Annotated in this window: 13 protein-coding genes; 7 read left to right on the forward strand and 6 right to left on the reverse strand. The window is 74.4% G+C overall.

The features are described 5' to 3' along the window. Positions 1–109 precede the first annotated feature (109 nt). Positions 110–934, reverse strand: a complete 825-nt coding sequence (locus K7396_RS30480; protein WP_086721339.1) for an MOSC domain-containing protein — start codon at positions 932–934, stop codon at positions 110–112. Positions 935–981: 47 nt separating this feature from the next. Continuing rightward, the gene (locus K7396_RS30485; protein ID WP_086721340.1) at positions 982–1,431 is read right to left on the reverse strand and encodes a DUF6643 family protein; all 450 of its coding nucleotides are present in this window, start codon (positions 1,429–1,431) and stop codon (positions 982–984) included. 246 nt (positions 1,432–1,677) lie between these two features. Between K7396_RS30485 and K7396_RS30490 the strand changes: the two genes are divergently transcribed. Then, positions 1,678–3,069, forward strand: a complete 1,392-nt coding sequence (locus K7396_RS30490; protein ID WP_152105069.1) for a TerD family protein — start codon at positions 1,678–1,680, stop codon at positions 3,067–3,069. A gap of 21 nt (positions 3,070–3,090) precedes the next feature. Here K7396_RS30490 and K7396_RS30495 read toward each other — a convergent pair whose 3' ends face one another. Further along, positions 3,091–4,239: a glycosyltransferase gene (locus K7396_RS30495; RefSeq protein ID WP_086719205.1), complete on the reverse strand. Its 1,149-nt coding sequence runs from the start codon at positions 4,237–4,239 to the stop codon at positions 3,091–3,093. A 176-nt stretch (positions 4,240–4,415) separates the two neighbouring features. On the opposite strand from K7396_RS30495, the gene K7396_RS30500 reads away from it, so the two are divergent. The 3 genes from K7396_RS30500 to K7396_RS30510 all read left to right on the forward strand — a co-directional run bounded on the left by K7396_RS30500 (position 4,416) and on the right by K7396_RS30510 (position 6,550). After that, positions 4,416–5,264: a glutamate racemase gene (locus K7396_RS30500; protein ID WP_086719204.1), complete on the forward strand. Its 849-nt coding sequence runs from the start codon at positions 4,416–4,418 to the stop codon at positions 5,262–5,264. A gap of 93 nt (positions 5,265–5,357) precedes the next feature. After that, positions 5,358–5,975 (forward strand): hypothetical protein, encoded by a 618-nt coding sequence (locus K7396_RS30505; protein WP_086719203.1) that lies wholly within the window; start codon positions 5,358–5,360, stop codon positions 5,973–5,975. Positions 5,976–6,052: 77 nt separating this feature from the next. Beyond that, complete coding sequence (locus K7396_RS30510; RefSeq protein ID WP_086720290.1) at positions 6,053–6,550, forward strand: NUDIX hydrolase; 498 nt, start codon at positions 6,053–6,055, stop codon at positions 6,548–6,550. Positions 6,551–6,586: 36 nt separating this feature from the next. Here the strand turns inward: K7396_RS30510 and K7396_RS30515 are convergent, their stop codons facing one another. Then, entirely contained in the window at positions 6,587–7,141 is a 555-nt protein-coding gene (locus K7396_RS30515; protein WP_086720289.1) for a hypothetical protein, read from the reverse strand. Positions 7,142–7,404: 263 nt separating this feature from the next. Between K7396_RS30515 and K7396_RS30520 the strand changes: the two genes are divergently transcribed. From K7396_RS30520 to K7396_RS30530, 3 genes are all read left to right on the forward strand, one after another. Beyond that, positions 7,405–8,199 (forward strand): 3-hydroxybutyrate dehydrogenase, encoded by a 795-nt coding sequence (locus tag K7396_RS30520; RefSeq protein WP_086720288.1) that lies wholly within the window; start codon positions 7,405–7,407, stop codon positions 8,197–8,199. 70 nt (positions 8,200–8,269) lie between these two features. Then, a complete protein-coding gene (locus tag K7396_RS30525; protein ID WP_152105068.1) occupies positions 8,270–10,315 on the forward strand; it encodes a helix-turn-helix domain-containing protein in 2,046 nt (681 codons plus the stop codon). 128 nt (positions 10,316–10,443) lie between these two features. Beyond that, a complete protein-coding gene (locus K7396_RS30530; RefSeq protein ID WP_152105067.1) occupies positions 10,444–10,635 on the forward strand; it encodes a CsbD family protein in 192 nt (63 codons plus the stop codon). A 105-nt stretch (positions 10,636–10,740) separates the two neighbouring features. Here K7396_RS30530 and K7396_RS30535 read toward each other — a convergent pair whose 3' ends face one another. Beyond that, a complete protein-coding gene (locus tag K7396_RS30535) occupies positions 10,741–12,147 on the reverse strand; it encodes an MFS transporter (RefSeq protein WP_086715289.1) in 1,407 nt (468 codons plus the stop codon). A 315-nt stretch (positions 12,148–12,462) separates the two neighbouring features. Then, positions 12,463–12,720: a hypothetical protein gene (locus K7396_RS30540; RefSeq protein ID WP_143589002.1), complete on the reverse strand. Its 258-nt coding sequence runs from the start codon at positions 12,718–12,720 to the stop codon at positions 12,463–12,465. Between the last annotated feature and the right edge of the window lie 7 nt (positions 12,721–12,727).

Here is a 12,727-nt window from a genome sequence, read left to right on the forward strand (position 1 = left end):
TGTCCGGCCGGATCACCTCGCGCATGCTGCTCACCACCAACTGGCCGCGCGCCCGCCCGAACCGGCGAACGGCCATGGCGGCCCGTCGGGTGCGTACCGTGCCGGCCGGTCAGCCGAGTATCTCGAACGGGTCGCCGATGCGGATCGTGCCCAACCCGCGGGGGATCAGATTCTGGCCGAAGACCAGCCGGTCACCGAAGCGGCGGTGCCGGGCGAGGGTGCGCAGCGGCTCCTTGCCGCGCTCGGCGGTGAGCTGGTCGGTGGTGGTGATCACGCAGCGCGAGCTGGGCTTGGCCACCTCGAAGTCCACCTCGCCGATGCGGACGCGCCGCCAGTCGTCCTCCGCCCAGGGGGCGGTGCCGTCCACCACCACATTGGGCCGGAAACGGTTCATGGGCAGCGGGCCCTCGTCGGCGTGGTCGCCCTGCGCGATGAGGGAGTTGAGGGCGTCCAGTGACGAGGTGGAGGTCAGCAGCAGCGGGAAGCCGTCGGCGAAGCTGACCGTGTCACCGGGCATGCAGTGGTCCGGGTCGATGGGCCGGCGCTTCTCCGGGGCGTCGAGGTGCACCAGCCGGCACTCGACGCCCAGATAGCCGCCGAACCACTCGGCCGCCGCCGGGTCCGCCGGCACCGCCTCGACCTCTTCGTTCCACATCCGGACCGGGACCGTCTCCCCGAAGGCGGGCACCTCGACCGTCAGCGGCTCCCTGCCGGGCGCGGTGCACCGGAGCCCGCCGCCGGGCTGCTCCTCGGCGCGGGCCAACGCGAGGGTCCGCTGCTGCCGTTGGGTGATCTGCCTGCCCTCGGCGTCCACCAGCAGCCAGCGTCGGTCCCCCGCGAGCCCCCACGGCTCCACGACCGCCTCGCCGGGACCGGACCCCGCAATGGATTTGACCGGGTAGAGATGGATCGACCGGAGGGCAGGCTTGAGCATGCCCTCCATCCTGCCAGCAGCCTCGGACAGCCGGCCGGTCGGCCGGGTCAGTACCCCCGCGGATCCTGCCGGCCGTACGGGTCGTCGTACGGCGACGCCTGCCGGGGCGCCACCGGAGCGGCCGGGCGCATCGCCTCGTAGCCCGTGCCCATGGGCGGCCGCTGGGGCTGCTGCTGTTGCGGGGACTGGTAGCCGCGGCCGCCGCCCGCCTGCTGCGGGATGTACGGCGCCGGGGCCTGCTGCAGCGGGGCGACCGGCTGCGCGGCCGCTCCCGGATAGCCCTGGGGCGACGGGTGGGAGGGCGCGGCCGGGAGTGCCGGCAGCGCCGAGGGGAGCGCCGGCAAATAGGACGAACCCGTCTCGTACGGGGAGGGGTTCACCCGGATCGGGGCGATCTGCGGCGTACCCCGTTCGGCTACGAGGCTGTCGTAGATCGGGGTGTCCGGGAAGGAGGGCGAAGCGTAGTAGCCGCCGTAGGTAGAGCGGGGGGAGGTCATACCTCATAAGTTAAGCCCACGATGTGCCGATTGGGGAGCCTGAAAAGAGGGTTGTTTTGCGTGTGGTGAGTGGCCATGGAGCGCCAATGCGAGCGAACTTGCGGAAATCGGTCGCGATCGCCCGTAGGGATCGTGTAAAGACGCCGCTTCTCGCAGGTGAACACGGTGCGTTCGGAACGGTTCGGGCCAAGTAGGTTGAGAGTGCCACCGGACAGGAGGCACGGCGGACGAGAGGAAGGCGCGGCGATGTCGATGCTCAAGGGCAGCAATGTCCCGGTACCTGCCCCGGAGGTCCGGGTGGAGCTGGGCTGGCAGACGGCCCCGGGGACACCGGACGTGGACGCCTCCGCCCTGCTGCTGGTGTCCGGACGGGTCCGCGACGACGGGGACTTCGTCTTCTACAACCAGGCCGCGCACGCCTCCGGCGCCGTACGCCACGAGGGCAAGCGGCCCGCCGGCGGCGCGGTGACCGACACCCTCACCGTCGCCCTGGCCTCCGTCGAGCCCGCCGTCGACACGGTGGTGCTGGCCGCCTCCGCCGACGGCGGCACCTTCGGGAGCGTCCCCGGGCTGCACATCCGGGTGCTGGACGCGGCGAGCGGCGCGGAACTGGCCCGCTTCGACAGCCGGGACGCCGGCACCGAGACCGCCTTCGTGCTCGGCGAGCTCTACCGCCGCCAGGGCGCCTGGAAGTTCCGCGCGGTGGGGCAGGGCTACGACACCGGGCTCGCCGGACTGGCCACCGACTTCGGCATCAGCGTCGAGGAACCGGCACCGCCGCCGCCCGCCCCGCCCGCCGGGGCCCCGGCCCCACCGGCCCCCGTCATGCCCGCCCCGCCGCCTCCGGCGCCCGCGCCGCCCATGGCCCCGCCCCCGATGGCCCCCGCGCCGCCGCCGACGGGCCGGCCCGCCGGGTCCGTTCCGCCTCCGCCGGGGCAGCCCGCGCCCGCACCGCAGGCGCCTCCCGTTCGTCTGACGAAAGTCACCCTCACGAAGGACGCCCCGGCCGTCTCCCTGACGAAGCAGGGCGGCACCTCCGGGGCGATGCGGGTGAACCTCAACTGGAGCGGCGGCTCGGCGGGCAAGCAGCTCGGCAGGAAACTCGGCCGCAAGGCGATGCAGGCCATGGGCGCCCGCGGGTCGCTGCTGCCCCCGTCCGGCGAACTCGACCTCGACCTGTGCGCGCTGTACGAACTCACCGACGGCGCCGCCGGGGTGGTCCACCCGCTCGGCGGCAACTTCGGCGCCCTGCACGCCCCGCCGTTCATCCAGCTCGACGGAGACGACCGCACGGGCGCCGTCGAGGCCGGCGAGAACATGACGATCAACCTCGATCACCAGGCACGCATCAAGCGCATCCTGATCTTCGTCACCGTCTACGCCGGCGCCCGCAGCTTCGAGGGCCTGAGCGCGACGGTCACCCTCCAGCCCCAGCACGGCGCCCCCGTCGACTTCTCGCTCGACGCCTGCACGGTGCCCTCCAACGTCTGCGCGCTCGCCCTGATCACCCACACCGGCGGCGAACTCGTCGTCCAGCGCGAGTCCCGCTACCTCGTCCCCGAGCCCGGCGTCAGCCCCCAGCGCACCGTCGACCACGCCTACGGCTGGGGCCTGGACTGGTCACCGGCCCGTAAGTGACGGCGGCACCGGGGGCGCCGCTCAGGGCGCCGGATACGTCCGCCCCTTCCAGGCCGCGCCGCGCCCCCGGTAATGCCGCACCGCCGAGTCCACGGTCATCAGCAGATACAGGAGCGCGGTGAAGGGCAGCAGCGGCGCCCACCACGGCCGCTGCCCGTAGTAGCGCAGCATCGGCAGATACGTCCCGCACATCACCGCCCAGGCGGCCCCGCCGAGCACGGCGACGGCCGTACGGCCGGCGGCCAGCCCGGCCACCAGCGCGACGGGCGGGGCCAGATACACCAGCGCGAGACCGAGGACCGTGCCGAGCAGCAGCAGCGGCTGGTGCCGGAGCTGGGCGTAGGCGCTGCGCGAGACCATCCGCCACAGCTCGGCCGGCCGCGGATACGGCCGCACGCTGTCCACCCGGTCCGCGAGCCCCAGCCAGACGGTCCCGCCGGAGCGCTTCACCGCACGGGCCAGCGTCACATCGTCGATCACCGCGTGCCGGATCGCCTCCGGCACGCCCGCCCGCTCCGCGGCCTCCCGCCGCAGCAGCACACAGCCGCCGGCCGCCGCCGCGGTCCGCGCTCCGGGCCGGTTGACCCACCGGAACGGATACAGCTGCCCGAAGAAGTACACGAACGCCGGCACGATCAGCCGCTCCCAGAACGTCACCACCCGCAGCCGCGCCATCTGCGACACCAGATCGAGGCCGGCCGACCGGGCCGCGGCCACCAACTCCCGCAGGCTGTCCGGGGCGTGTGCGATGTCCGCGTCGGTCAGCAGCAGGTACTCCGGGGCGGTCCGCTCCCGCGCCAGCGCGATGCCGTGCCGCAGGGCCCACAGCTTCCCCGTCCACCCCGGCCCGGGCTCGCCCGGCGAGGACACCGTCAGCGGCAGCCCCCCGCGCGCGGCCGCCAGCTCCCGGGCCAGCGCGCCCGTCCCGTCCGTACTGCCGTCGTCGACGAGGAACACCTCCGCCCGGCCCGGGTACTTCTGCCCGAGCAGCGACGGCAGGCTGTCGGGCAGCACCGCGGCCTCGTCCCGCGCCGGGACCACCACCGCGACCGACGGCCAGCGCTCCGGGTCCCGGCGCTCCGGCAGCCGCAGGTCCGTCCGCCAGAAGAAGCCCTGCCCCAGCAGCAGCCACACCCAGGCCAGCAGCGACCCGGCACCGATCCACTCCATCGCGCTCACGGCCGCAGTCTGCCGCACCGCCACCGCACGGCACCGGTGATCGACACGGGTGTCACGGCGCGGGACGGAACCGAGCGGCACCCTTCCGCCGTCCACGGCCCCGCGGGACCGCCCCGCCGCCGTGCCCGGTATGACAAGCCGTAGGTGCGACTGAGTAAAGTGTCCGGGTGAAGATCGCGCTGATGGACTCCGGGACCGGGCTGCTCGCGGCGGCCGCCGTCATGCGGCGACTGCGGCCGGACGCCGATCTGGTCCTCTCCTCCGACCCCGACGGCATGCCCTGGGGCCCCCGCACCCCCGAGGACGTCACCGCACACGCACTGGCGGTGGCCCGCTCCGCGGCCGCACACCACCCCGACGCCCTGATCGTCGCCTGCAACACCGCGTCCGTGCACGCGCTGCCGGCGCTCCGCGCCGCACTCGAACCCGGCATCCCGGTCATCGGCACCGTCCCGGCCATCAAGCCCGCGGCGGCCGGCGGCGGCCCGCTCGCCATCTGGGCCACCCCCGCCACCACCGGCAGCCCCTACCAGCGGGACCTGATCGAGCGCTTCGGGCGGGGCGTGGAGGTCACCGGAGTGCCCTGCCCCGGGCTCGCCGACGCGGTCCAGGCCGCCGACGAGGCGGCGATCGACGACGCCATCGCGGCCGCGGCGGCCCGCACCCCGCGGGGCCTGCGCAGCGTCGTCCTGGGCTGCACCCACTACGAGCTGGTCGCCGAACGCATCCGCGCCGCCCTCCAGCAGCCCGGGGCCCCCGCCCTCGTCCTGTACGGCTCCGCCGAGGCGGTCGCCGCCCAGGCGCTGCGCCGTATCGGTGCCGAACCGGCGCCGGCGGCCGCCCCGACCGGCGCCCTCAGCGTGATCCTCAGCGGGCGCCCCGCCGGACTGCCGGCCGAGGCGCTCGCCTTCGCCGAGGGCCGGCTGCTCGCCGGGGGCCGTACGGACCTCGCGCCGGACACCCCGGCCGGGGGCTTGGCCCATGCCGACGGGGTCGCCGCGGCCGTCCGCCGCTGACGTCGGCCATGACGTCGGCGCCCCGGGGCTCCGGGCCGTGAACGCCCGGCCGACGCCCTGCCGCAGCGTGCAAAGACGCGTACGCTGCGTCTCATGAGGGACCACCCCCACGAGGGGGCAGCAGCCCCCGACGACCCTGGTACGACCGATGGCGCCGACAGCGGAGCGCGCCCCACCGGCGGCTCCCACGCGGAGATTCCCGAGGTGTGGCACGGCAGTGCCACCAACCGCGTCCAGTGGCTGCTGGCCGCGGTCGGTGCGGGCTGTCTCGCGCTGGGCATCGAGCTCGCCGTCGAGAGCAGCTGGACCGCGGGTCTGGCGCCCCTGGTGATGTCGGTGGTCGGCTGCGTCGCCGTCGGCCTGCTGGTGCTCTTCGGCACGCTCGCCTACGTCCATGTCGCGGTCCGCATCGACAAGGACTGCCTGGAGGTGCGGTGCGGCCATATAGGAGTGCCGCGCCGCCGCATCCCCCTCGACACCGTCGTCGGCGCCGATTTCACCCCCCAGGTCACCCCGCGCCACTGGGGCGGCTGGGGCTACCGCTGGCGCCCCGAGCAGGGCACGGCCGTGGTCGTGCGCCGCGGCGAGGGCATGGTGGTGCGGCTCGGCGACGGGCGCGACTTCACCGTCACCGTCGACGACGCGGAGGGCGCCGTCCGGGCGATCCGCGGCCGGCTGCGGCCGCGCGAGGGGACCCCGGCGGGCGCCTGAACGCGCCGGGCGGGGCGGCCGGCGGCATCTCGCCCGGGGGGCCGGGGCCCGTCGGGGACGTCCCGTAGGGTCGGAGCATGGCTACCCCCGAATTCATCCGTCACCTCCGGACCTCCATCGGCCGGCAGCTGCTCTGGCTGCCCGGGGTGAGCGCGGTGGTCTTCGACGACCAGGGCCGGGTGCTGCTGGGCAAGCGGGCCGACACCGGCGGCTGGTCGGTGATCGGCGGCATTCCCGAGCCCGGTGAGCAGCCCGCCGAGACCGCGATCCGCGAGGTCTACGAGGAGACCGCGGTGCGGGTCGCCGTCGAGGGCGTCGTCCTCATCGAGACCATGCCGCCCACCCACTACCCCAACGGCGACGTCTGCCAGTTCATGGACGTGACGCTGCGCTGCCGGGCGATCGGCGGCGAGGCCAGGGTCAACGACGACGAGTCGCTGGAGGTGGGCTGGTTCGACGTGGACGCCCTGCCGGAGCTGGAGGAGTACGCGCTGACCCGCATCAAGCGGGCGCAGGAGGCCGGGCCGACGTGGTTCCACAAGATGGGGGAGGAGCCGGAGGGGCAGCAGCCCTGAGGCACCGTCCCCCGGCGGGCGCCCGCACTCCGGCGGCTACAGCTCCTCCGTCGACGGCTCGTCCATCGGGTCGGAGGGCGCGCCGGGCAGCGTGGGCAGCTGGGATCCGTCCGGTCCGCCGGGCTCCCCGGACGGCTGATCGGTCGGCTCCTCGGTGTGCATCTCCCGTTCGCCCTTGCGGCAGGTCGTGATCCAGGTGCCGGTGGGCCCGCTCTCGTACTGGCAGAACCAGCCCCGGACGGCCAGGGTTCCCCGGTCGTCCCGGCCCTCGTGCGGGACCCGCAGGAAGAACTCGGACATCACCCGGCGGGCCTCGCCGCATTCCACCGTGCCACCGGCCGCCGGGTCCGCGTAGAGGGTGACGTCACCCGCCTTGCCCAGGGCATCGCGCAGATCGCCGCAGTTCATCGGCTGTCCGGGGACGGTGGGGGACGCGGAGCCGGGGTCCTCGCCCAGGGTCTCGTCGGGGCCCGGCGCGGTGCCCGCCGCGGAGGACGCCGCGGCCGTGGGGTCCCGGCCGCCGTCGGTGTCCCCGCAGCTCGCCGCGGCCAGGGCGAGCAGCGCCGTCGGCACGGCGATGAGCCTGTGCATGTCGGTCTCTCCCCTCGGGGCGGCGGTGCGCGGACGGTGTGCGGACAGCACGCCGCACCGTACGACGCTAGGGGCGCGGAGGGGGGCACGGCGATCCGGGACGGCCGGTCGGGTGAAGCGGACAGGCCGCCGCGAGCGGCGGTGGGGCGGCCGGGAGCGGGCGCGGGCACCACATCTGACGTGGGCCGCCGCCACCCCCGGGCCGCGAACTGTGGCGCCGGACCACATCGGTGACCGACCCGGCCGCTGCCTAGGGTGCGGGCATGACCGTGATCGGCACCCCAGGCCCGGTATCCCTCGATCTCGACGGCCGCACCGCGCTCGTCACCGGAGCGGCCAGTGGCATCGGGCGCGCCTGCGCGCTGCGGCTGGCGGCGGCCGGCGCCACGGTGCGCGCGGTCGACCGGGACGCCGACGGGCTGGCCGCCCTCGTGGCGGATCACCCGGACGGCGGCCGCGGCGGCATCGAACCGCGGTCGCTGGACCTCACCGACCTCGACGCCGCGGAACGGGCCGCGGCCGGCGCCGATCTGCTCGTCAACAACGCCGGCCTCCAGCTCGTACGCCCCCTGGAGGAGTTCCCGCCCGAGGTCTTCCACCAGGTGCTGACCGTCATGCTGGAGGCGCCCTTCCGGCTGCTGCGGGGCGCGCTGCCCCATATGTACGCGCAGGGCTGGGGCCGCGTCGTCAACATCTCGTCCGTGCACGGCCTGCGGGCGTCCCCCTACAAGTCCGCGTACGTCGCGGCCAAACACGGCCTGGAGGGGCTGTCGAAGACCGCCGCCCTGGAGGGCGCCCGGCACGGCGTCACCAGCAACTGCGTCAACCCCGGCTATGTCCGCACCCCGCTCGTCGAACGGCAGCTCGCCGACCAGGCAGCCGCACACGGCATCCCCGAGGAACGCGTCCTGACCGACCTCCTGCTCGCCGACTCCGCCCTCAAGCGGCTGCTCGAACCGGAAGAGGTCGCCGAGGCCGTCGCCTACCTCTGCACCCCGCAGGCGTCGTTCATGACGGGTGCCTCGCTGGTGCTGGACGGGGGCTGGAGCGCGCACTGAGCGGCCGCCGGTCCGGTACCCGGCCGCGGAGGCTGGCGGACCGCGGCGACCCGGAGGTATCCCTGTGACCATGTCCTGCGATCAGCCGGCGCCCGAGCCGGACCCCGCGCCCGTGGCGACGCCGTCGCCCGGCCCCGCGGCCGCCCGTCCGCCGGCGCCCGTTCCGCCCGCCCGGGACCACGCCCGGGCCGGCGCGCCCGCCGACGACCCGGCAGAGACCGCCTTCCTCGGGCTGCTGGCGGCCGGGGCCCCCGCCGAGGACTACGAGCGTCCGGTGCTCCGTGCCCGTGCCGACGGCGCGTCCGCCGCCCGGCTCGCCGCACTGGAGCGGGCCAAGCTCCTCGCGCTGCGGGTCCGTGCCGAGCTGGCGGGCCGCCGGCGGCGCGAGGCCGAACTGTCCGCGCTGCACGCCACCGCCCACGACCTCGCCGGGCTGCGCGACCCCGACGCGGTGCTGCGGGCGATCGTGCGCCGGGCCCGTTCCCTCCTGGGCACCGAGGTCGCCTACCTCACCCTCCACGACCCCGCCGCCGGCGACACCTTCATGCGGGTCACCGACGGCTCGGTCTCCGCGCGGTTCCAGCAGCTGCGGCTCGGCATGGGCGAGGGCCTGGGCGGGCTGGTCGCACAGACCGCCCGTCCCTATGTCACCGACAGCTACTTCCACGACGAGCGGTTCCGGCACACCCGCAGCATCGACTCGGGCGTGCACGACGAGGGCCTGGTGGCGATCCTCGGGGTGCCGCTGATGCTCGGCAGCGGCGTGATCGGCGTGCTCTTCGCCGCCGACCGCCGCGAGCGGGTCTTCGAACACGGCGAGATAGCCCTGCTCGCCGCGCACGCGGCGCACGCCGCCGTCGCCATCGACACCGCCCGCCTCCTCGCCGAGACCCGCAAGACCCTCACCGAACTGGAGGCCGCGAACGAGATCATCCGCGACCGCAGCGCGGCCGTCGAGCGGGCCTCGGACATCCACGACCGGCTGACCGAACTGGTGCTGCGCGGCGGTGGGGTCCTCGACGTGGCCGACGCGCTGGCGGAAGTCCTGCACGGCGACGTCGAGTTCACCGAGCCCGGCGGGGCCCCGGCCGCGGTGCTGGACCGCTCCCGCGCCGACGGCCACGCCGTACGGGAGGGCGACGAATGGGTCGCCGCGGTCGGGGCGGGCGGTGAGGTGCTGGGCGCGCTCGTCCTGCGCGGCCACCCGGCCCTCGACCCGGTCGACCAGCGCACCCTGGAGCGGGCCGCCATGGTCACCTCGCTGCTGCTGCTCGCCCGGCGGACCGCCGGCGAGGCCGAACAGCGGGTGCGCGGCGAGCTGTTGGACGACCTGCTGAACGCCGCCGACCGCGACCCCCGCCTGCTCGGCGAACGCGCGGCCCGGGTCGGCGCCGACCTCGGCGTCCCGCACGTCGTCCTGGCGGCCCGGACCGACGAGGCACCGCCCGCCGCCGGCGCCGCGCCCCCGCCCGACGGAGCCGACCGCCGCCGCCTGTGGTCGGCGGCCTCCCACCTCGCCGCCACCCGCCATGGCCTGGCGGCCGTACGCGACGGCGGCGCCGTCCTGCTGCTGCCGCTCGGCTCCGACGGCGACCCGGCACACACCGCCCGGGAGATCGCCGCCCGGCTCGGTGCCGCGCTGCACCAGCCGGTCACGGTCGGCGCCTCCGCCCCGGTCCCGGCCCCCGCCGCCCGCCCCGCCGCGGTCGCCGACGCCTACGCGGAGGCCCGGCGCTGCGGGGAGGCGCTGCGCGTACTGGGCCGGGCGGGCCAGGGTGCGGCCGCCGCCGACTTCGGCTTCCTGGGTCTGCTGCTCGCCGACACCCGCGACGTGGACGGCTTCGTCCACCGCACGCTCGGCGCGGTCGCCGACTACGACGGCCGCCGCGGCACGGAGCTGCTGCGCACCCTCGGCGCCTACTTCGCCTGCGGCATGAGCCCGGCCCGCACCAAGGACGCCCTGCACGTCCATGTGAACACCGTCGCCCAGCGCCTGGAGCGGGTGAGCCGGCTGCTGGGACCCGACTGGCAGAGCCCGGCGCGCGCCCTGGAGATCCAGCTGGCACTGCGGCTGCACCAGTTGTCGTCAGCCGTGGCACGCGATACCGGCAGGTAGCCGGTGACGGTGCCCGGCGCCGGCGTCCGAACCGGCCGGTACCGGTAGCCGCCTCCGGGTGCGGGCCGCCGCGACCTGCGGCAGCGTGGTGGCGAAGCTTTCCCCCTACCGCACAAGAGGAGTTCGTCATGACCGACAGAGGCGCCATGGACAAGATGAAGGGCAAGGCCAAGCAGAAGGCCGGCAAGGCCATGGGCGACGAGCGCATGAAGAGCGAGGGCCGCACCGACGAGGCCAAGGGCAAGGCCAAGAGCGCCATGGGCAACGCCAAGGAGAACATCCAGGGGATGAAGGACTCCCTGAAGAGCAAGAACTCCTGACGCCCGGCGGGGGCGTGGCGGACCTGCTGCCCCGTCTCCCGGAGCGTCCCCGGCCCGCCACGCCCCCGCCGAACATCAGGTTCCCCGGCCCCTCGGCCGGGCCCCTCAGGACGGTACGGCCGACGAGGTCCCGCCCTCCGCCACTCCCGGGCCCGCCGCCCGGAGCGCGCCGGCCGTCGCCGTGCCGTCCACCGCGGCGAGATCCCGGTGACGGGTCTCCCGCGCCACACCCACCGCGAGCAGCGTCAGCAGCGCGGCCGCGATGACGTACAGGGCGATCGGCGCCGGGCTGTCGAAGTCCGCGAGCAGCGCCGTCGCGATCAGCGGCGCGGGCGCGCCGGCCGCGACCGAGGAGAACTGGGCGCCGATCGAGGCGCCCGAGTACCGCATCCGGGTCGCGAACATCTCCGCGAAGAAGGCCGCCTGCGGCGCGTACATCGCACCGTGGAAGACCAGCCCGACGCTCACCGCGAGCAGCAGCAGCCCGAACTGGCGCGAGTCCACCAGCGCGAAGAACGGGAACGCCCAGACGGCGACGCCCACCGCGCCCAGCAGATAGACCGGCCGGCGCCCGACCCGGTCCGAGAGCGCGCCCCAGGCGGGGATGACCGCGAAGTGCAGCGCGGAGGCGATCAGGACGGCGTTGAGGGCGGTCTGCTGCGACAGTCCCGTGTGCGTGGTGGCGTAGACGAGCACGAACGCCGTGATGACGTAGTACGAGATGTTCTCGGCCATCCGCGCACCCATCGCGATCAGCACATCCCGCCAGTGGTGCCTGAGCACCGCCACCAGCGGCAGCCGCTCCACGGCGGCGCCCTGTGCCCGCCGCGCCTCGGCGCTCGCCAACGCGGCCTTGAACACCGGCGATTCATCCACCGAGAGCCGCACCCACAGCCCCACGACCACCAGCACGCCGGAGAGCAGGAACGGCACCCGCCACCCCCATGACGCGAACGCCGCGCCGGACAACAGCGCCGTCATCACCGACAGCACACCCGTCGCCAGCAACTGCCCCGCGGGCGCACCGGTCTGCGGCCAGGACGCCCAGAACCCGCGCCGCCGCGCGTCACCGTGCTCCGACACCAGCAGCACCGCCCCGCCCCACTCACCGCCCAGTGCGAACCCCTGGACCAGCCGCAGCACGGTCAGCAACACCGGCGCCGCGGACCCGACCGTCGCATGCGTCGGCAGCAAACCGATCGCGAAGGTCGCCCCGCCCATCATCAGCAGACTCAGCACCAGCAGCTTCTTGCGCCCCAGCCGGTCCCCGTAATGCCCGAACACCAACGCCCCGAGAGGCCGCGCCGCGAACCCCACCGCATACGTCAGAAACGACAACAACGTCCCCACGAGCGGATCGGACCCCGGAAAGAACAGCTTGTTGAACACCAGCGCCGCGGCCGACCCGTACAAAAAGAAGTCGTACCACTCCACGGTGGTGCCGATCAGACTGGCGGCGACGATACGCCGGAGCCCCGCGCGCGGCGGGACAGCGGTCACGGAGGAGGACATCGACACCACTTCCTGACGTTGAACGGAAACGCCTACGTGTCGCCACACGGTAGGAACACGCAGGTCAGGGGCGTATGTGGTGGGGCGCCATAGTTCGGCCTCCAACGGTGCGCGGGGGCACCATTACGGGCGTGGGAGAGTGGGCGAAGCAAGCGGTTGCTCGGGAGGCTCTCGTCGATCGCCGGTCCGTGCCGGTCCGCATGGAGGGACGCCAGTCACCCGTCCCTGGCGCGGAAATGGGCTTGCCTGAACTGCTGCCGGCTCTCCGCCGGCGAGAACTTCGGGCGGAGAGCCGGCAGTCACGAACCCGCTGGGCTAATTTGTTCCAGGTCCATCTCGATGGGCAAGGAACGACTGGAGCTCACTGAAGAGAACTGAGATCGCCTCCATGCTTTCACTATGCGAGGCAGTGACCCAGAATTCGTCAGCTTCGGCAGGATAGGCCATCCTGATCACCATCACCTGCCAGGCCAGGTTGGGGCCGAGGTGTGACTTGTCGGCCAGGAATTGGCGGAAACCGCCGAGGAATTGCCATTCAGTTGCGGCATCCACGCCGGTCACGAATGCTGCCACCTCGCCG

The sequence above is a fragment of the Streptomyces angustmyceticus genome (assembly GCF_019933235.1).
Lineage (GTDB): Bacteria > Actinomycetota > Actinomycetes > Streptomycetales > Streptomycetaceae > Streptomyces > Streptomyces angustmyceticus.

Coding starts and splice junctions, on each gene's coding strand:
- K7396_RS30495 (WP_086719205.1), bottom strand. CDS start 4,239: ATGGAGTGGATCGGTGCCGGGTCGCTGCTGGCCTGGGTGTGGCTGCTG.
- K7396_RS30535 (WP_086715289.1), bottom strand. CDS start 12,147: ATGTCCTCCTCCGTGACCGCTGTCCCGCCGCGCGCGGGGCTCCGGCGT.
- K7396_RS30510 (WP_086720290.1), top strand. CDS start 6,053: ATGGCTACCCCCGAATTCATCCGTCACCTCCGGACCTCCATCGGCCGG.
- K7396_RS30505 (WP_086719203.1), top strand. CDS start 5,358: ATGAGGGACCACCCCCACGAGGGGGCAGCAGCCCCCGACGACCCTGGT.
- K7396_RS30530 (WP_152105067.1), top strand. CDS start 10,444: ATGACCGACAGAGGCGCCATGGACAAGATGAAGGGCAAGGCCAAGCAG.
- K7396_RS30490 (WP_152105069.1), top strand. CDS start 1,678: ATGTCGATGCTCAAGGGCAGCAATGTCCCGGTACCTGCCCCGGAGGTC.
- K7396_RS30485 (WP_086721340.1), bottom strand. CDS start 1,431: ATGACCTCCCCCCGCTCTACCTACGGCGGCTACTACGCTTCGCCCTCC.
- K7396_RS30520 (WP_086720288.1), top strand. CDS start 7,405: ATGACCGTGATCGGCACCCCAGGCCCGGTATCCCTCGATCTCGACGGC.
- K7396_RS30480 (WP_086721339.1), bottom strand. CDS start 934: ATGCTCAAGCCTGCCCTCCGGTCGATCCATCTCTACCCGGTCAAATCC.
- K7396_RS30525 (WP_152105068.1), top strand. CDS start 8,270: ATGTCCTGCGATCAGCCGGCGCCCGAGCCGGACCCCGCGCCCGTGGCG.
- K7396_RS30515 (WP_086720289.1), bottom strand. CDS start 7,141: ATGCACAGGCTCATCGCCGTGCCGACGGCGCTGCTCGCCCTGGCCGCG.